The 19066-nt window shown below is 59.2% G+C and carries 20 protein-coding genes; all 20 read left to right on the forward strand.

What is annotated here, in order from left to right:
- The first annotated feature begins 2 nt into the window (after window positions 1-2).
- Window positions 3-446, forward strand: a complete 444-nt coding sequence (gene fliJ, locus QCL65_RS08985) for a flagellar export protein FliJ (RefSeq protein ID WP_407315861.1) — start codon at window positions 3-5, stop codon at window positions 444-446.
- Window positions 447-534: 88 nt separating this feature from the next.
- Complete coding sequence (locus QCL65_RS08990; RefSeq protein ID WP_407315862.1) at window positions 535-861, forward strand: STAS domain-containing protein; 327 nt, start codon at window positions 535-537, stop codon at window positions 859-861.
- On the forward strand, window positions 861-2561 hold the full coding sequence (locus QCL65_RS08995; protein WP_407315863.1) for a SpoIIE family protein phosphatase: 1701 nt from the start codon (window positions 861-863) through the stop codon (window positions 2559-2561). The genes QCL65_RS08990 and QCL65_RS08995 overlap by 1 nt, the downstream gene beginning before the upstream one ends.
- Window positions 2562-2615: 54 nt before the next feature.
- The gene (locus QCL65_RS09000; RefSeq protein ID WP_407315864.1) at window positions 2616-2981 is read left to right on the forward strand and encodes an Hpt domain-containing protein; all 366 of its coding nucleotides are present in this window, start codon (window positions 2616-2618) and stop codon (window positions 2979-2981) included.
- An 83-nt stretch (window positions 2982-3064) separates the two neighbouring features.
- On the forward strand, window positions 3065-4396 hold the full coding sequence (locus QCL65_RS09005) for a flagellar hook-length control protein FliK (protein ID WP_407315865.1): 1332 nt from the start codon (window positions 3065-3067) through the stop codon (window positions 4394-4396).
- A 148-nt stretch (window positions 4397-4544) separates the two neighbouring features.
- Window positions 4545-5048 (forward strand): flagellar basal body-associated protein FliL, encoded by a 504-nt coding sequence (fliL, locus tag QCL65_RS09010; protein ID WP_407315866.1) that lies wholly within the window; start codon window positions 4545-4547, stop codon window positions 5046-5048.
- 9 nt (window positions 5049-5057) lie between these two features.
- The gene (gene fliM / locus QCL65_RS09015) at window positions 5058-6026 is read left to right on the forward strand and encodes a flagellar motor switch protein FliM (protein WP_407315867.1); all 969 of its coding nucleotides are present in this window, start codon (window positions 5058-5060) and stop codon (window positions 6024-6026) included.
- A gap of 55 nt (window positions 6027-6081) precedes the next feature.
- Window positions 6082-6546, forward strand: coding sequence for a flagellar motor switch protein FliN (fliN, locus tag QCL65_RS09020; RefSeq protein WP_407315868.1), 465 nt, complete (start codon window positions 6082-6084; stop codon window positions 6544-6546).
- Between the two features lie 28 nt (window positions 6547-6574).
- Window positions 6575-6985 carry a flagellar biosynthetic protein FliO gene (gene fliO, locus QCL65_RS09025; RefSeq protein ID WP_407316753.1) on the forward strand — a complete coding sequence of 137 codons (411 nt, stop codon included), beginning with the start codon at window positions 6575-6577 and terminating at the stop codon, window positions 6983-6985.
- Window positions 6985-7737 (forward strand): flagellar type III secretion system pore protein FliP, encoded by a 753-nt coding sequence (fliP, locus tag QCL65_RS09030; RefSeq protein WP_407315869.1) that lies wholly within the window; start codon window positions 6985-6987, stop codon window positions 7735-7737. Before fliO ends, fliP begins: the two co-directional genes overlap by 1 nt.
- 23 nt (window positions 7738-7760) lie before the next feature.
- Window positions 7761-8030 (forward strand): flagellar biosynthesis protein FliQ, encoded by a 270-nt coding sequence (gene fliQ / locus QCL65_RS09035; protein WP_407315870.1) that lies wholly within the window; start codon window positions 7761-7763, stop codon window positions 8028-8030.
- Window positions 8031-8032: 2 nt separating this feature from the next.
- A complete protein-coding gene (gene fliR / locus QCL65_RS09040; protein WP_407315871.1) occupies window positions 8033-8809 on the forward strand; it encodes a flagellar biosynthetic protein FliR in 777 nt (258 codons plus the stop codon).
- Window positions 8810-8812: 3 nt separating this feature from the next.
- A complete protein-coding gene (gene flhB / locus QCL65_RS09045) occupies window positions 8813-9949 on the forward strand; it encodes a flagellar biosynthesis protein FlhB (protein ID WP_407315872.1) in 1137 nt (378 codons plus the stop codon).
- 249 nt (window positions 9950-10198) lie between these two features.
- Window positions 10199-12328 (forward strand): flagellar biosynthesis protein FlhA, encoded by a 2130-nt coding sequence (gene flhA, locus QCL65_RS09050; protein WP_407316755.1) that lies wholly within the window; start codon window positions 10199-10201, stop codon window positions 12326-12328.
- An 11-nt stretch (window positions 12329-12339) separates the two neighbouring features.
- The gene (flhF, locus tag QCL65_RS09055; RefSeq protein WP_407315873.1) at window positions 12340-13662 is read left to right on the forward strand and encodes a flagellar biosynthesis protein FlhF; all 1323 of its coding nucleotides are present in this window, start codon (window positions 12340-12342) and stop codon (window positions 13660-13662) included.
- A 118-nt stretch (window positions 13663-13780) separates the two neighbouring features.
- Window positions 13781-14614: a flagellar synthesis regulator FleN gene (gene fleN, locus QCL65_RS09060; RefSeq protein WP_407315874.1), complete on the forward strand. Its 834-nt coding sequence runs from the start codon at window positions 13781-13783 to the stop codon at window positions 14612-14614.
- Window positions 14608-15357: an RNA polymerase sigma factor FliA gene (gene fliA / locus QCL65_RS09065; protein WP_407316757.1), complete on the forward strand. Its 750-nt coding sequence runs from the start codon at window positions 14608-14610 to the stop codon at window positions 15355-15357. The genes fleN and fliA overlap by 7 nt, the downstream gene beginning before the upstream one ends.
- A gap of 203 nt (window positions 15358-15560) precedes the next feature.
- Entirely contained in the window at window positions 15561-15935 is a 375-nt protein-coding gene (cheY, locus tag QCL65_RS09070) for a chemotaxis response regulator CheY (RefSeq protein WP_407315875.1), read from the forward strand.
- A 19-nt stretch (window positions 15936-15954) separates the two neighbouring features.
- Complete coding sequence (locus tag QCL65_RS09075; protein WP_407315876.1) at window positions 15955-16743, forward strand: protein phosphatase CheZ; 789 nt, start codon at window positions 15955-15957, stop codon at window positions 16741-16743.
- 96 nt (window positions 16744-16839) lie between these two features.
- On the forward strand, window positions 16840-19041 hold the full coding sequence (locus tag QCL65_RS09080) for a chemotaxis protein CheA (RefSeq protein ID WP_407315877.1): 2202 nt from the start codon (window positions 16840-16842) through the stop codon (window positions 19039-19041).
- The last annotated feature ends 25 nt before the right edge of the window (window positions 19042-19066 follow it).

The following is a 19066-nucleotide window of genomic DNA, read 5'->3' on the forward strand; positions in this document are numbered from 1 at the left end:
TCATGGCGAGCCGTGCGGCGCGCTTGGCGCCTGTGGTGGAAATGGCCGAGAGCGTCGAGCGCAAGGCCGCCCAGCGCCTGGGTGGGTTTCAGGCGCAGGTTAACCTGGCCCAGGCCAAACTGGCCGAACTGGACCGCTTCCGCCAGGACTACCAGCAACAGTGGATCACCAACGGCAGCCAGGGTGTTTCCGGGCAATGGTTGATGAACTACCAGCGTTTTTTGAACCAGTTAGAGACCGCCGTTGCCCAACAACAGAAGAGTCTGCTCTGGCACCAGAACAATTTGAACAACGCTCGGACGGCGTGGCAACAGGCCTATGCGCGAGTGGAGGGGCTGCGCAAACTGGTGCAGCGCTACATCATCGAAGCACGCCAAATCGAGGACAAACGCGAGCAGAAATTGCTCGATGAATTGTCCCAGCGTCTTCCGCGACACGATCAATAGTTAGGCATTTGCACTCGGCCAGGTTGCCGCGGAGCCCGGCCGGTGCTAAACCTTTTTCAAAGCTGCCCATACCAGAGGTAAGACTTACATGGCCGTAACATCTGAAATCGTCAAGGATGAGAAAAAGCTGAGGATCGCCGTTTCCGGGCGGTTTGACTTCGGCATGCATCAGGCTTTTCGCGAGACTTATGAAAAGGTTTCACGCTCGGATTTCGAATGCGTTGAAGTGGACCTGCGCGATGCCAACTACCTCGATAGCTCTGCGTTGGGCATGCTGTTGCTCCTGCGTGATTACGCCGGCGGGGATCACGCGAAAATCAAGATTATCAACATCTGTGCTGATGTAGAAAAGATTCTCGCGATCTCCAACTTCGATAAGTTATTCGAGTTGGAAAAACCACCGGTTGAGCGGTGATGCATAGCCCGGCGCCATCGCTCAGTGTCTTAATCGCCGACGACAACATGACCGACCGCATGCTGCTCTCCAGCATCGTGCGGCGCCAGGGCCACACGGTACTGACCGCAGGTGATGGGCAGGAAGCGATCGATGTCTTCGCCCGTGAGCGCCCCGACCTCGTTTTGCTCGACGCCATGATGCCGATACTCGACGGTTTCGAGGCCGCGCAGCAAATCAAACAGCTGGCGGGCGAAGAGCTGGTGCCGATTATCTTCCTGACTTCGCTGACCGAAGAGCAGGCGTTGGTGCGGTGCCTGGAGGCGGGCGGTGACGATTTTCTGGCCAAGCCTTATAACCAGGTCATTCTGGCGGCGAAGATCAAAGCCATGGATCGCTTGCGTCGCTTGCAGGCCACGGTACTGGAGCAACGCAACCAGATCTCTCGGCACCACGATTACCTGCTCAATGAACAGCGGGTGGCCAAAGCGGTGTTCGACCAAGTGGCTCATTCGGGGTGCCTGAATTCACCCAATATTCGCTACCTGCAGTCGCCTTATGCCCTGTTCAACGGTGACTTACTGCTGGCCGCCTTCACGCCGTCGGGCGACATGAACGTATTGCTCGGCGATTTTACCGGCCATGGTTTACCGGCGGCCGTGGGCGCCATGCCCCTAGCCGAAGTGTTCTATGGCATGACCTCCAAGGGTTACGGTTTGGCGCAGATCCTGCGGGAGATGAACGCCAAGCTCAAACGCATCCTGCCTGTGGATATGTTTTGCTGCGCCATTCTACTTAACCTCAGTTTTCAGCGGCGTGTGGTGGAAGTGTGGAACGGTGGTATGCCTGAGGGTTACCTCCATCGGATCGACAGCGGTGAGCGCGTCCCTTTGTATTCCCGGCATTTGCCGTTGGGGGTACTGTCCAGCGCCACGTTCGAAGACCGTACCGAGGTCTACCCGCTGATGCTGGGTGATCGGGTCTTTCTGTTGTCCGACGGCGTGATCGACACCTGCGATGCCCAGGAAGAAAACTTCGGCGTCGAGCGCTTGAAAGCGGTGTTTGCCCGCAACACCGAACCCGATTTGTTATTCGAAGACATTCTGCAGGCATTGGAAGACTTTCGCGGCCAATCCCGCGACGACGTCAGTATGTTGCAACTGGAAGTGGTCGAGCCGGAATGCTTTACCAATGCCCCGGTGATTTATTCCGACAGCGGTGAGTCCAGCCCGCGGGACTGGTCGGTGTCGTTCGAACTGCGCCCCGACTCCCTGCAACGTTTCAACCCTTTACCTTATCTGCTGCAACTGCTGCAGGAAATCCATGGGTTGCGTAGTCAGAGCGGCGCGTTGTACAGCGTGCTGGCAGAGCTATACTCCAATGCACTGGAGCACGGCGTATTGGGCCTGGACTCCGCGCTCAAGCGTGATGCGGCGGGGTTCGCCCTGTACTACGCCGAACGCAATCGCCGCCTGGAGGCATTGAGCGAGGGCTATGTACGGATTAACCTGCGCATAGAGCCGGAGCCGGGCGGTGGTTGCCTGGTCATTGAGGTGCAGGACAGCGGCCCGGGCTTCGATGCCCGTAACGTACTGGCTAGGGCGCCGAGTGACCGTGACTTTTCTGGCCGCGGTGTGCATCTAATCCGCAAGCTGAGCCGCAATGCCAGTTGGAGCGATGACGGGCGTACCGCCCGCGTGGAGTTTCACTGGGTGTGCTAGGTATGCTAGTAATGACCCAGATTCAAGGACGATAAAGTGGAGCGAGTAAGGAACATGAACGACATCGTGCATATGGACGAAAACGTGCTGGTCGTGTTGCAAGATGTAATGCAAGAGAGCTACTCAGAACTCTTGAGCACGTTTCTGCAAGACTCTGAGTATCAAGTCAAACGTCTGCAATCGGCATGTGCGTCGGCTAACGAAATCAGCCTGGCTGCCCATACCTTCAAGGGCAGTTGCAGCAATATGGGCGCTGTTCACCTGGCGGGGTTGTGCAGGGCGCTCGAAGACCAAGCGCGTCTGTCAGGCGATGGCGGCAATTTTACGTCACTGATCGCCCAGGTTGTCGAAGAATTTGACACCGTACGTGCGCTTTACGCTCAAGAGCTACAGCGCGTATCGCCCGTCACCGCTGCTTAGGTCGCCTACTTCAGACTTGGCCCGACTCTTGCTATATCTCCTCTAACTGAGCCAACGATCCCAGTTCAGCGGAGATCTTCTTCATGCCCGTCACGTCAAACCCTCTTCTGCAGGCCAACTCGGTCAGCAGTAAACAAGCTGCCAATATGGGCAACTTGAGCAAAACCCCCGACAGCCCCAAGGCCGGCGCAGCCAGCTTTGCTGACCTTTACGCCAAACAAACGCCGGTGGCTGCGGCCAAGCCCGATGTGCCGGCCAAGTCGGCGCGCGACAGCGTCGCCGACAAGGCTCAGGATAAACCCGCCGCTAAGGACGACGCTGCCGCCAGCAAGCCGGATGTTGCCGATAGCGGCAATGGCTTGCCGACCGCCAAAGCTGATAAAGGCGCTGCCGCCAGCGGCAAAGGCGACCAAGCCGAGGCGGACGATGACGGTGATGGCGATACGGTCGCGGTGGCCGAGCCTGTGGTGGATCCTGCCACGCTAGCGCCCCCATTGGCCGAGGCGCCGCCTGCATTGACTGACGCTGCGCCAATTCCTGTGCAGGATAATTCGCTGGGGGCGATGGCTGCCGCTATGCCCGCCGCGCCGCCCGTGGAGGCCGCGCAGGAACCGGTGGACGACGTGTTGGCCGACTTGCCTGCGGTGCGTATGGCGCTTGAGCAGAGTGCCAAGGCCCAGGGAACGACTTCGGTACACGCCAAGGCGGCCGCCAACGATACGCCACAAACCGACGCTGATCCGTCGGCTGACACCTCGTTCGTCAATGGTCTGGCGGCGATGGTAGAGAAGCAGCAGCCGCCTGGTTCAGAAGGCGAGGGCGCCGATCAAGGTTTTGCCGGGGTGCTCGATGACGGCCTCAAAGACCTCAACAGTGCTAACAGTGATACACGCCTGGACGACTTCGCCAATCGGCTGGCGAACCTGACACAGGCGGCCACGCCCAAGACCGCCAACGCATTGCCGCCCTCGCAACCTCTGGCCATGCAACAGAGTGGCTGGACCGAAGGCCTGGTGAATCGGGTGATGTACTTGTCCAGCCAGAATCTCAAGTCGGCGGAAATTCAATTGTCGCCCGCTGAATTGGGCCGCTTGGATGTGCGGGTCAATATGACGCCAGACCAGCAGACCCAGGTAACCTTCATGAGTGCCCACGTGGGCGTGCGTGAAGCGTTGGAAAGCCAACAGGGCCGCCTGCGCGACATGTTCGCCGAACAGGGCATGGGGCAGTTGGACGTCAATGTTTCCGATCAGTCGCGTAACCAGGACCAACAACAGGCCCAGCAGGGGCGTTCGGTCGCCTCCACCACGGGCTCGCGTGACGGTGGCGATGACGCGGCGCATGCCCCCAACGAAGTTGAAATCAGCAGCGCCAGCGTTGTGCTCGGCTCCAGTGCCGTGGACTACTACGCTTGATATTGCGCCCCTGAAAGCCATGGCCGCCACTACATAGTGGCCATGGTTTTATCCCCGCGCGTTCCTGCGCCAACGCAATTCTGGCATAACACTTGCTCCGTCCTCACCCAGCGTTTGTAAAACCCCTGAATGGTGACGGATTATTGGCATGGCTAAGAGCGAAGAAGTAAAAGACCCCGAGGTGAAAGGCAAGGGCAAGCTCAAGATGATCATTCTGATCGTCGTGGGCTTGTTGTTGGCCATCGGCTTGTCCGTGGGCGCCACCTGGTTTTTCATGAACAAATCGGCCAGTAAGCCGGCCGAGGCTCCAGCAGTCGCCACTAACGCCAAGCCTGTCGCGATCTATGAGCCGCTGACCCCGCCGTTCGTGGTCAATTACAAACAGAATGGGCGCGATCGCTACATGCAGGTGAGCATCACCTTGCAGGGCCGCGACAAAGCCGCGCTGGACGAACTCAAGGTGCACATGCCGGTCATCCGCAACAATTTGGTGATGATGTTTTCGGGTGAGACATTCGAGACCATTGCCAGCCCGGTGGGCCTGGAAATGCTCCGGCAAAAAGCCACTGCTGCCGTGCAGGCAGTTGGGCAAAAAGAGCTGGGCAAGTCGGTGATCGACCAGTTGCTCTTCACTAACTTCGTATTGCAGTAGGAACACGACATGGCCGTGCAAGACCTGCTGTCCCAGGACGAAATCGACGCGCTGTTGCATGGTGTCGACGACGGTTTGGTGCCCACCGAGACCCTCGGCGAGCCCGGCACCGTCAAAACCTATGACCTGACCAGCCAGGATCGCATCGTTCGCGGACGCATGCCGACCCTGGAAATGATCAACGAGCGTTTTGCTCGCTATACCCGCATCAGCATCTTCAACATGCTTCGTCGTTCGGCGGACGTGGCGGTGGGCGGTGTACAGGTCATGAAGTTCGGCGAGTACGTACACTCCCTGTACGTGCCCACCAGCCTCAACCTGGTCAAAGTCAAACCCTTGCGCGGCACCGCATTGTTCATCCTGGACGCCAAGCTGGTGTTCAAGCTGGTGGACAACTTCTTCGGTGGCGACGGTCGGCATGCCAAGATCGAAGGGCGGGAGTTCACCCCCACTGAGTTGCGGGTGGTGCGCATGGTGTTGGACCAGGCCTTTATCGATTTGAAAGAAGCCTGGCATGCGGTCATGGACGTGAACTTCGAGTACATCAACTCGGAAGTTAACCCGGCCATGGCCAACATCGTCGGCCCGAGTGAAGCGATTGTGGTGTCGACTTTCCACATCGAACTCGATGGCGGTGGCGGCGACCTGCACGTGACCATGCCCTATTCGATGATCGAGCCGATCCGCGAGGTGCTTGATGCCGGCTTCCAGTCAGACCTGGACGACCAGGATGAACGCTGGGTCAAAGCGTTGCGCGAAGATGTCTTGGATGTCGCCGTACCGCTGACCGCCACCGTGGCCCGTCGGCAACTGCGCCTGCGGGACATTTTGCACATGCAGCCCGGTGATGTGATACCGGTCGAATTGCCCGAAGACATGGTCATGCGTGCTAACGGCGTACCGACCTTCAAAGTGAAGCTGGGCTCGCACAAAGGCAACCTGGCGCTACAAGTAACCGAGCCGATCGAGCGTCGTTAAGCGACGCCTTGCTGGCCGCCGTACCCTATGAATTTTTGCCCGTCGAGGACACCTGATGGCTGACGAACGCAATACCTCTTCCGAAGACCAAGCCCTGGCCGATGAGTGGGCCGCAGCCCTGACCGAATCCGGTGATGGTGGTCAGGACGACATCGACGCTTTGCTGGCGGCTGACGCCGCGTCTGCTCCCTCGGCCAGCCGCCTGCCCATGGAGGAATTCGGCGGTGTGCCTAAAAGCAATCAGCCGGTGACCCTGGACGGGCCCAACCTGGATGTGATCCTGGACATTCCGGTGAGCATCTCCATGGAAGTCGGCAGCACCGATATCAGCATCCGTAACTTGCTTCAACTCAACCAGGGCTCGGTGATCGAGCTCGACCGTTTGGCTGGCGAAGCCTTGGACGTCTTGGTCAACGGTACGTTGATCGCCCATGGTGAAGTGGTGGTGGTCAACGAGAAGTTCGGCATTCGCCTGACGGACGTGATCAGCCCCAGCGAACGCATCAAGAAGCTGCGCTAAGGTGGCCCGTGCATGGGCGGTACTGCTGATGCTACCGGGCTTGGCACTGGCGGGCGAGGGCGCCCCGGCGACTGCGGCGAAAGTAGCCAGCAATGGCAGTATGGCTGGGCAGTTGAGCCAGGTTGTGTTGGGCCTGTTAGCGGTAGTGGTGCTGATTTTCGCCCTGGCCTGGTTGCTGCGGCGCGTGCAACAGGCTACCCCGGGTGGTGGCCAGGTGATCGAGCTGATTGGCTCGCGGGCCCTGGGCCCGCGCGACCGGTTGGTACTGGTCCAGGTCGGCGACGAGCAGATCCTGCTGGGCCTGTCGACCGGGCGGATCACGCCGCTGCACGTCTTGCACAAGCCGGTCAGCGTCCCGGACAAAGCCGAGCAGGCCACACCTGAGTTCGCCCAGCGCCTTATGGAACTGTTAGGCAAGGATCAGAAGGATAAGAAGTGATGGGCGTGCTGCGCATTGTTTTGCCGCTGTTGCTGATGTGCTGCGCGCCGTTGGCCATGGCCGCCGATCCGTTGTCGATCTCGGCGATCAAAATGACCACCGGGGCCGATGGCCAACAGGATTACTCGGTCAGCCTGCAGATCTTGCTGATCATGACGGCGCTGAGTTTCATCCCGGCGTTTGTCATGCTGATGACCAGCTTCACGCGGATCATCATCGTGTTTTCCATCCTGCGTCAGGCCTTAGGCCTACAGACTACGCCGTCTAACCAGATTCTGACCGGTATGGCCCTGTTTCTGACCATGTTCATCATGGCCCCGGTGTTCGATCGGGTGAATCGGGATGCCCTGCAGCCTTATTTGAACGAACAGCTGACGGCCCAGGATGCCATCCTCAAGGCCGAAGTGCCGGTGAAGGACTTTATGCTGGCGCAAACTCGGCAGAGCGATCTGGACCTGTTCATGCGCCTGTCCAAGCGCACCGACATCGCCAGCCCCGACCAGGCACCGCTGACTATCGTGGTCCCGGCGTTCGTGACCTCGGAGCTGAAAACGGCGTTTCAGATCGGCTTCATGATTTTTATTCCGTTCCTGATCATCGACCTGGTGGTTGCCAGTGTGCTGATGGCCATGGGCATGATGATGCTGTCGCCGCTGATCATTTCCCTGCCGTTCAAGATCATGCTGTTTGTCTTGGTCGATGGCTGGGCATTGATTATCGGTACATTGGCCGGCAGTTTCGGCGGTGTTTGATTCGGGTTGGGAGGTAGTGCGTTATGACGCCTGAAGTTGCGGTCGATATTTTTCGTGAGGCGTTGTGGCTCACCACGACCATGGTCGCCATCCTGGTACTGCCGGGTCTATTAGTGGGCCTGGTGGTGTCGATGTTTCAGGCCGCGACCCAGATCAACGAGCAGACCCTGAGCTTTCTGCCCAAGCTATTGATCATGCTGGTCACCCTGATTGTGATCGGGCCGTGGATGGTGCGCAGCTTTATGGAGTACATCATTGGCCTGTATACCAGCATTCCGCAGTTGATCGGCTAGCCATGCTGCAGCTTACGGATGTGCAGATCGGCACGTGGGTCGCCGCATTCATGCTGCCGCTGTTCCGCGTCGCCGCAATGCTGATGGCCATGCCGATTTTCGGGACCACGCTCGTGTCGACCCGGATACGTCTGTATTTTTCCCTAGCTATCACCGTGGCGATCGCCCCTTCGCTGCCACCGATGCCGGCCTTTGAAGTGCTGAGCTTGCAAACGCTGTTGCTGTGCGCGGAACAGGCGATTATTGGCGCGTTATTCGGGCTGTCGTTGCAGTTGCTGTTTCAAGTATTCCTGATTGGCGGGCAGATCCTGGCGATCCAGATGGGTATGGCGTTCGCCTCGATGGTGGACCCGGCCAACGGCGTTTCGACCGCTGTGGTGGGGCAGTTTTTCAGTATGTTGGTCACCTTGCTGTTTCTGTCCATGAACGGCCACTTGGTGGCGTTCGAAGTGCTGGTGGAAAGCTTCACCACGCTGCCAGTGGGCGGAGGGTTGCTGGTCAATCATTTCTGGGACTTGGCGACCCGCCTGGGTTGGGTGTTTGGCGCCTCGGTACTGCTGGTACTACCGGCCATCGCGGCGCTGTTGGTGGTGAACGTCGCCTTTGGCGTGATGACCCGTGCGGCGCCGCAGTTGAATATTTTTTCGATTGGTTTTCCACTGATTCTGGTCATGGGCATGGTGATTCTCTGGATCACCATGGCTGACATTCTCAACCAGTACCAGCCGCTGGCCTCCGAGGCTTTGCAGTGGCTGCGCGAATTGGCTCGGGCACGCTAAGACATGGCAGAGAGCGAGAGCGGTCAGGACAAAACAGAAGACCCCACGGAAAAGCGCAAAACCGACTCTCGCAAGAAAGGCGAAATTGCGCGATCCAAGGAGTTGAACACACTCGGGGTGATGCTTGCCGGGTGCGGTGGTTTGTTGGCGTTTGGCGGCTCCCTGGCAGAAACCCTGCTGGAGCTGATGCGCATGAACTTCAGCTTGACCCGTGAGGTGTTGGTCGATGAGCGCTCCATGGGCATTTTCCTGCTGATATCGGGGAAGATGGCTATTGTTGCGGTGCAGCCTATCCTGATCACCCTGGTGATAGCGGCCATCGTCGGCCCAATTTCCCTGGGCGGTTTTCTCTTCGCGGCCAGCTCGTTGGCGCCCAAGTTCAGCCGGATGAACCCGGCGTCTGGTCTCAAGCGTATGTTCTCGGCCCACGCCCTCACCGAGCTGCTGAAGGCCTTGGGCAAGTTCTCGATCATCCTCATCGTCGCGCTGGTGGTGTTGTCCAAGGACAAAGCGGATCTGATCGCGATTGCCCACGAACCGTTGGAGATGGCGATTATCCACTCCGTGCAATTGGTGGGCTGGAGCGCATTGTGGATGTCCTGCGGGCTGGTGCTGATTGCGGCGGTGGATGTGCCGTTCCAGCTGTGGAGCAGCAAGCAGAAACTGATGATGACCAAGCAGGAAATTCGCGACGAGCACAAGGACGCGGAGGGTAAACCTGAGGTCAAGCAGCGTATTCGCCAGTTGCAGCGGGAAATGTCGCAGCGGCGGATGATGACGTCGGTGCCGCTGGCTGACGTGATCATCACCAACCCTACGCACTACGCGGTGGCCTTGAAATACGACCCGGAGAAAGGCAGCGCTCCGGTGATGCTGGCCAAGGGCACGGACTTCGTCGCGTTAAAGATCCGCGAAATCGGTAACATGCATCAGATTCAAGTATTGGAATCGCCAGCCCTGGCGCGTTCCATCTACTACTCCACCGAGCTCGAGCAGCAGATTCCAGCGGGCCTGTACATGGCGGTGGCCCAGGTGTTGGCTTACGTCTACCAGATCCGCCAGTTCCGTGCCGGTATGGGCAAACGCCCCGACCCCCTCAAAGAGCCCCCCATCCCGCCGGATTTACGCCGCGACGAATAGCCCCTGGCCCCCGTAGGAGGGGCCTCGGCCCCGATCTTTTGATCTTTTGATCTTCAGACGGCAGCGTGAAGATATCGGCGGCAATGTGAAAAGATCGGGGGCGAGCCCCCTCCTACGTACATATGGGGGGGCTCGGCCCCGGTTAATGATTCTTTAGCCCTTCAGGCAAAAGTTGGACAGCTTTTTGCAACACCCCTCTGGCAAGGCGCTTGCGGCGTCAAAAGTTTGCTTGGGGCTCGTCAAATGTCGGTGGATCGTACTCAGTTTATCAACACAGCAAAAACCAACCTGATCGGTGCCGGTCGGGGCAGCCTGGGTATTCCTCTGCTGCTGCTGGTCATGCTGGCAATGATGATGTTGCCGATCCCGCCGTTCCTGCTGGATGTGTTCTTCACCTTCAACATCGCGTTATCCATCGTCGTGCTTCTGGTCTGCGTCTACGCCATGCGGCCGTTGGACTTTGCCGTATTCCCGACCATCCTGCTGGTGGCCACGTTGTTGCGCCTGGCGCTCAACGTCGCTTCGACCCGGGTGGTGATGCTCCACGGCCAAGACGGCCACGCCGCTGCCGGTAAGGTCATTCAGGCGTTCGGCGAAGTGGTGATCGGCGGCAACTACGTCGTCGGTATCGTGGTGTTCGCGATCCTCATGATCATCAACTTCGTGGTGGTGACCAAAGGTGCTGGGCGTATCTCTGAAGTGAGCGCGCGCTTCACCCTCGACGCCATGCCTGGCAAACAAATGGCGATTGACGCCGACCTCAACGCCGGCCTGATCGACCAAGCGCAAGCCAAGGCACGGCGTACCGAAGTGGCCCAGGAAGCCGAGTTCTACGGCTCCATGGACGGTGCCAGCAAATTCGTCCGGGGTGACGCCATCGCCGGCCTGTTGATTCTGTTCATCAACCTGATCGGCGGCATTCTGGTGGGCATGTTGCAACACAACATGGCCTTTGCCGACGCCGGTAAGGTCTATGCCCTGTTGGCCATTGGTGACGGCCTGGTGGCGCAGTTGCCGTCCCTGCTGTTGTCCACGGCCGCGGCGATCATGGTGACCCGTGCTTCGGGCTCGGAAGAGATGGGCAAGCAGATCCATCGGCAAATGTTCGCCTCACCCAAGGCGCTCGGCGTGTCGGCGGGCATCATGGCGGTGATGGGCATGGTCCCGGGCATGCCGCACTTTGCGTTCCTGAGCCTGGCTGCCGTGGCGGGGGGCGCTGCTTACCTGCTGTGGAAGAAGCAGAATGAAACTAAGGTAATGGCGTTGGAAGAAGTCAAGCGCCAACAGGAGCTGCTGCCATCGCCAGCCCGTGCCCAGGACACCAAAGAGCTGGGCTGGGACGACGTGACGCCGATCGACATGATCGGCCTCGAAGTGGGCTACCGCTTGATCCCACTGGTGGACCGCAATCAAGGTGGCCAGTTGCTCGCCCGGATCAAAGGCGTGCGCAAAAAGCTTTCCCAGGACCTTGGCTTTTTGATGCCCACCGTGCATATCCGCGACAACCTCGACTTGGCGCCCAGCGCCTATCGCTTGACGCTGATGGGCGTGATCCTGGCTGAAGCGGAAATCTATCCAGACCGCGAGCTGGCGATCAACCCTGGGCAAGTGTTTGGCACACTCAATGGCATCACCGCCAAAGATCCGGCTTTTGGTTTGGAGGCGGTCTGGATCGAGTTGAGTCTGCGCAGTCAGGCACAGTCGCTAGGCTATACCGTGGTCGATGCCAGTACCGTAGTGGCCACGCACTTGAACCAAATCCTGCAAAAGCATGCCCATGAACTGATTGGGCACGAAGAAGTTCAGCAACTGCTGCAAGTTCTGGCCAAAGGCTCGCCGAAACTGGCGGAAGAACTGGTGCCCGGAACCCTTTCGCTGTCCAACCTGTTGAAGGTGCTGCAGGCACTGCTGGCCGAGCAGGTGCCCGTACGGGACATCCGCAGTATCGCGGAAGCGATCGCCAACAACGCTAACAAGAGTCAAGATACTGCCGCTTTGGTCCAAGCGGTACGGGTTGGATTATCCCGCGCCATCGTGCAAAGCATTGTAGGCATTGAGTCTGAGCTGCCTGTGATCACCCTGGAGCCCAGGTTGGAACAGATATTGCTCAATAGTCTGCAGAAGGCTGGGCAGGGTCAGGAAGAAGGCGTTTTGTTGGAGCCCAGTATGGCCGAGAAATTGCAGAGGTCTTTGATAGACGCTGCACAGCGCCAAGAAATGCAAGGCCAGCCGGTGATTCTACTGGTGGCGGGGCCGGTCAGAGCGATGTTGTCGCGCTTTGGGCGGTTGGCAGTACCGAATTTACATGTGTTGGCTTATCAGGAAATTCCTGACAACAAACAAGTCACCATCGTTGCGACAGTAGGGCCCAACGGCTGAGGTAGTGGGTTATGCAAGTGAAGCGATTTTTCGCCGCCGATATGCGTCAGGCAATGAAGCTGGTCCGTGATGAGCTGGGCTCCGATGCCGCCATCATCGGTAACCGCCGCATTGCCGGCGGCGTGGAGCTGACCGCTGCGCTGGACTACAAACTGTCCGCGCTGGCGCCGCGCGTGCCTAACCTCGAGTTGGAAGAAGAACTGCGCAAGACCCAGTCTCGCATCGTCACAGCCCAGGCCGAATTGACCCAGCGCAACGACAGCGACACCACCGCCAACCGTCAGCTGTTTGCCGGCTTGCCGCTGACCGCTGCCGAGCCTTTGATCGAGCCCCACTTCGAAGAGCCTGTGCGTCCTGCAGCTGCACCGGTCGCCGCGCAAGCCGCGGTCGACCGCAGCCTGTTCGACTCGATGCGCTCGGAACTCAATGGCCTGCGCGAACTGCTGGAAGTGCAGTTGGGCTCGCTGGCCTGGAACCAACTGCAGGGCAGCCAGCCGCACCAGGCCAACCTGTGGCGGCGCCTGCTGCGCATCGGCTTGTCGGGCCCTCTGGCCCGCGAGCTGCTGGAATTGACCAGCGATATCAAAGAACCCAAGCAAGCCTGGCGCATGTTGCTGGCGCACCTGGCACGGATGATCGTCACCCCCGAGGTCGAGCCCCTGGAAGAAGGCGGCGTGATCGCCATGGTGGGCCCCGCGGGCATGGGCAAGACCACCACCCTGGCCAAATTGGCCGCGCGTTATGTGCTCAAGTACGGCGCCCAGAGCGTTGCCCTGGTGAGCATGGACAGCTTCCGTATCGGTGCCCAGGAACAGCTCAAGACCCTCGGCCGTATCCTCAATGTTTCGGTGACCCAGGTCGACCCAGGCCAATCCCTGGTCCAGGCCCTGGAACCACTGCTGCGCAAGCGCGTCGTATTGATCGACACGGCAGGCCTGCAAGCCAGCGACCCGGCCCTGCGCATGCAACTGGAAAGCCTGGCCGGGCGCGGTATTCGCGCACGCAATTACCTGGTATTGGCAACCACCAGCCAGAAGCAGGTGCTCCAGGCCGCCTACCACAGCTACAAGCGCTGCGGTCTGGCTGGTTGCATCCTGACCAAACTCGACGAAACCGCCAATCTGGGCGAAGTGCTCAGCCTGGCGATCAGTCATCGACTTCCGGTGGCCTATCTCACGGATGGCCCACGTATCCCAGATGACCTGCACCTGCCGCGCCGCCACCAGTTGGTCAGTCGCGCGGTCAGTGTGCAGATGCAGGAAGAGCCCAGCGAGGAGGCCATGGCCGACATGTTCGCTGATCTCTACCACAGTCCGAATAAGCGGGTGGGCTGAGGTGATGAGCGTCAAGAAACTGCAATCTTCCTACATCGATGGACTGCCACGCTTTATTCGGATGTTCGAATGTGCAGCCCTCCGTGTGGCCCCGGTCTAGACAAGGTAAAGAACGAACATGGGTAGCATGCATCCCGTACAGGTGATCGCGGTGACCGGCGGCAAAGGTGGCGTCGGGAAGACTAATGTGTCAGTGAACTTGTCACTGGCTCTGGCAGAGCTTGGCCGCAGGGTCATGTTGCTGGATGCCGACCTGGGGCTGGCCAACGTCGATGTGCTCTTGGGGTTGACGCCCAAGCGCACGTTGGCAGACGTCATAGAGGGTCGTTGTGAGCTGCGCGACGTGATGTTGCAGGGGCCAGGTGGCATCCGCATCGTCCCGGCGGCTTCAGGCACCCAGAGCATGGTGCATCTGTCCCAGGCGCAGCATGCCGGGCTGATCCAGGCCTTCAGCGACGTCGGTGACAACCTCGACGTACTGGTGATCGATACCGCTGCCGGTATTGGCGACTCGGTGGTCAGCTTCGTGCGCGCTGCGCAGGAAGTGCTGCTGGTGGTGTGCGACGAGCCCACCTCCATCACCGATGCTTACGCGCTGATCAAATTACTCAACCGGGACTACGGCATGAACCGTTTCCGGGTCTTGGCCAACATGGCGCAGAGCCCGCAGGAAGGGCGCAACCTGTTTGCCAAGCTGACCAAGGTGACCGACCGTTTCCTCGATGTCGCGCTGCAATACGTGGGTGCGGTGCCTTACGACGAATGTGTACGCAAAGCGGTACAGAAACAACGCGCGGTGTATGAAGCGTTTCCGCGCTCCAAATGTGCCCTGGCCTTCAAGGCCATCGCGCAGAAAGTCGACACTTGGCCACTGCCTGCCAACCCAAGGGGGCATCTCGAATTCTTCGTCGAGCGGCTCGTTCAGCAAACCAGCGCGGGGCCAGTATCATGAGTGCTAGCGGATACCGTATGTACAGCAAGGCTTCTAGGGAATCGCAACAATACGAGTTGATCGAGCGCTACGCGCCCTTGGTCAAGCGTATTGCTTATCACCTGTTGGCACGTCTGCCCGCCAGCGTGCAGGTCGAGGACTTGATCCAGGCCGGCATGATTGGCCTGCTAGAAGTGTCGACCAAGTACGACTCGAGCAAAGGCGCCAGTTTCGAGACCTACGCAGGTATCCGTATCCGCGGCGCCATGCTCGATGAAGTCCGCAAGGGTGATTGGGCGCCGCGTTCGGTGCACCGCAACACGCGAATGGTCAGCGACGCGATTCGGGCAATTGAAGCAAAAACTGGCCGTGACGCTAAAGATCATGAAGTTGCGGCCGAACTCAAGTTGAGTCTGGATGATTACTACGCGATTTTGAACGACACCCTGGGCAGCCGCCTATTCAGTTTCGACGACCTGTTGCAGGACGGCGAACACGAAGGCCTGCACGAGGATGGCGCTACAGGATCGCTGGAGCCGTCGCGGGACCTGGAAGACGAACGTTTCCAGGCGGCGCTGGCTGATGCCATTGCCAACCTGCCCGAGCGGGAAAAGCTGGTGTTGTCGCTGTACTACGATCAGGAGCTGAACCTCAAGGAAATCGGTGAAGTGCTGGGTGTCAGCGAGTCACGGGTCAGCCAGTTGCACAGCCAATGCGCGGCGCGTCTGCGCGGGCGGTTGGAAGACTGGCGGGCTAGATCGTAGAGAAATACGCGGGTTTGGGGGGAGGGCGGATCTGTACCGGGCTCGCTCCGGGGTGATCAGGTAAACACCACTGGGTGTTGGCCCGGCTCACTACGAAGTAGCCTGCTTTGGCAGTCGCTGTACTGGTTAAACGGATTCGATTTGATTGCGTGCCCAGGGGCTGGGTGCGTTCAAGACTGCTGGAGGTCTAATTGGACAAGAACATGAAAATCCTCATCGTTGACGATTTCTCGACGATGCGGCGGATCATCAAGAACCTTTTGCGCGATCTGGGGTTCACCAACACGGCGGAAGCCGATGACGGCATCACTGCATTGCCAATGTTGCAAAGCGGTAACTTCGACTTTTTGGTCACCGACTGGAACATGCCTGGCATGACCGGCATTGAACTGCTCAAGCAGGTCCGTGCCGACGAGCGTCTGAAAACCATGCCGGTATTGATGGTGACCGCCGAAGCCAAGCGTGAGCAGATCATCGAAGCGGCCCAGGCCGGTGTTAACGGCTATGTGGTCAAGCCTTTCACCGCCCAAGTGCTCAAAGAGAAGATCGACAAGATCTTCGAGCGCGTCAACAGCTGATGACCGCCACGGGGGCGCTATGGACAATAAAGATTCATCTTTGGCCGACTTCGAGTCGACCCTGAAAAGACACGCTACTGAGCTCGTGTCCAGCCTTGAAAAAGGCCGTTTCGGCGATGCAGTAGACCTTATTCATCAGCTCAACCAGACCCGCGACCGTGGCCTGTATCAGGAAGTCGGTAAGCTGACCCGTGAGTTGCACAGCGCGATCGTCAACTTTCATATCGACCCCCATATGCCTCAAGCCGAAGAGGTGTCGCAGATCACTGACGCCACCGAGCGGCTGTCGTACGTGGTCAGGCTCACCGAGAACGCAGCCAACCGAACCATGGACCTGGTGGAGCAGAGCACGCCGGTGTCTGAGGCCCTTGCGACCGATGCCAAAGCGTTGAGCCTGGATTGGGAACGCTTCACGCGCCGCGAGATGGACGCCAACGAGTTTCGCCTGCTGGCTCCTAAAATCAGCGAGTTTCTCAAACGCAGCGATACTGAGTCTCACCAACTGACTGCCAACCTCAACGACATTTTGTTGGCGCAGGATTATCAAGACCTTACGGGCCAGGTGATCAAGCGCGTCACGCAATTGGTCACTGAAGTGGAAAGCAATCTGCTCAAGCTGGTGCTCATGGCCAGCCACGTCGATCGCTTTGCGGGGATCGATCATGATCACCAAGCGATCGTTGCAGAAAAAGATAAAGAAAAAGATCCATCCAAGGGTGAAGGTCCGCAGATTCATGCCGATAAACGTGAAGACGTTGTATCTGGTCAGGACGATGTCGACGATCTGCTATCCAGCCTGGGTTTCTGACAGGGTTTCAGGAAAGTCCGCTGACGTGGCTCAGGGGCTTTCCGGCCAGAACCGCCAGACTGTGTTGACCGTTAACTAATCCCAGGGAGCACCCACATGAGCTTCGGCGCCGACGAAGAAATCCTCCAGGACTTCCTGGTAGAGGCCGGCGAAATTCTTGAGCAACTGTCCGAGCAACTGGTCGAGCTGGAAAGCCGCCCAGATGACGCGAACCTGCTCAATGCAATTTTTCGCGGTTTTCACACTGTAAAAGGGGGCGCCGGCTTCCTCCAGCTCAACGAGCTGGTGGAGTGCTGCCACATTGCCGAAAACGTGTTCGACATCCTGCGCAAGGGTGAACGCCGCGTCGACTCGGAACTGATGGACGTGATCCTCGAAGCACTCGATGCGGTCAACAGCATGTTCAGCCAGGTCCGTGAACGTACTGAGGTCACCCCAGCCACCCCCGAACTGCTCGCCGCGCTGACGCGTCTGGCCGAGCCTGCCGGTGCCGAACCTACCCCTGTTGAGCCAGCGCCTGAGCCTGCACCGGTAGCCGAGGCGGCTGATATCACTGATAACGAATTCGATCACCTGCTCGACTCCCTCGACAGCGTCACCGTGGAGCCCACTGCAACAGCGCCCGCAGCGGCTGCCAGCGATGAAATCACCGATGACGAATTCGAATCCCTGCTCGACCAATTGCACGGCAAGGGCTCCTTCGCCCCTGAGGCGCTGGCCCCTGCCGCTGCGGTAGCAGCCAGTAAAGCCCCGGCCAGTGACGAGATCACCGACGACGAGTTCGAGTCGCTGCTCGATCAGTTGCACGGTAAAGGCTCGTTCACACCCGATGCACTGGCGCCCGCTGCTGCCGCTACTCCGCCTGCGGCCAAAGCGCCGGCAGCCAGTGGTGGCGACAACATCACCGACGACGAATTTGAATCACTGCTCGATGAGTTGCACGGTAAGGGCAAGTTCACTGAGGTGGCGGCTGCTCCGGCCGCTGCCGCAGCGCCCCCGGCACCCGTGGCGAAGAAGCCCGAGCCGGTCAAGGCCGAGGCGCCCAAGCCAGCCGCCGCTGCAGCGCCTGCGCCTGCCGCAACCCCGGCCAAGGCGGCAGTGCCTGCCGAGAAACCGGTGGCCAGTGAGGCAGAAACCACCGTGCGGGTCGATACCGCGCGGCTAGATGAAATCATGAACATGGTCGGCGAACTGGTGCTGGTGCGTAACCGCCTGGTGCGCCTGGGGGCCAATAGCGCCGACGAAGCCATGTCCAAGGCCGTGTCTAACCTTGACGTGGTTACCGCCGATCTGCAAACCGCGGTCATGAAGACGCGTATGCAACCGATCAAGAAAGTCTTCGGGCGCTTCCCGCGCCTGGTTCGTGACTTGGCCCGGCAGCTGAAAAAAGAAATCAACCTGGAGTTGATGGGCGAAGAAACCGACTTGGATAAAAACCTCGTCGAAGCCTTGGCCGACCCGCTGGTCCACTTGGTGCGTAACGCCGTCGACCACGGTATCGAATCGCCGGAAGAACGCGAGGCCTCGGGTAAGTCCCGTGGCGGTCGTGTGGTCCTGGCGGCCGAACAGGAAGGCGACCATATCCTGCTGTCGATCTCCGATGACGGCAAGGGCATGGACCCAGTGGTGCTGCGCGCCATTGCGGTCAAACGTGGGGTCATGGACAAGGACGCCGCTGACCGTCTCAGCGACACCGAGTGCTACAACCTGATCTTTGCCCCGGGCTTCTCGACCAAGACCGAAATCTCCGACGTATCGGGCCGTGGCGTCGGCATGGACGTGGTGAAAACCAAGATTTCCCAGCTCAATGGTTCGATCAATATCTATTCGACCAAGGGCCAGGGTTCGAAGATCGTCATCAAGGTGCCGTTGACCTTGGCGATCATGCCGACCTTGATGGTCATGCTTGGCCACCAGGCCTTCGCGTTCCCACTGGTCAACGTCAACGAGATCTTCCACCTGGACCTGTCGCGCACCAACGTGGTCGATGGCCAGGAAGTGGTGATCGTGCGGGACAAGGCGCTGCCGCTGTTCTACCTCAAGCGTTGGCTGGTCAGTTCGGCTGCCCATGAAGAACAGCGCGAAGGCCATGTGGTGATTCTCTCGGTGGGCACCCAGCGCATCGGCTTTGTGGTCGACCAACTGGTGGGCCAGGAAGAGGTGGTCATCAAGCCTCTGGGCAAGATGCTCCAGGGCACACCTGGCATGTCAGGCGCCACCATTACCGGTGACGGTCGCATCGCGTTGATTCTCGATGTACCGAGCATGCTCAAGCGCTATGCGGCTCGGCGTATCTGATCTTGATGGCGTGGTAACCCCACGC

Source organism: Pseudomonas sp. nanlin1 (assembly GCF_045571515.1).
Taxonomy (GTDB): domain Bacteria; phylum Pseudomonadota; class Gammaproteobacteria; order Pseudomonadales; family Pseudomonadaceae; genus Aquipseudomonas.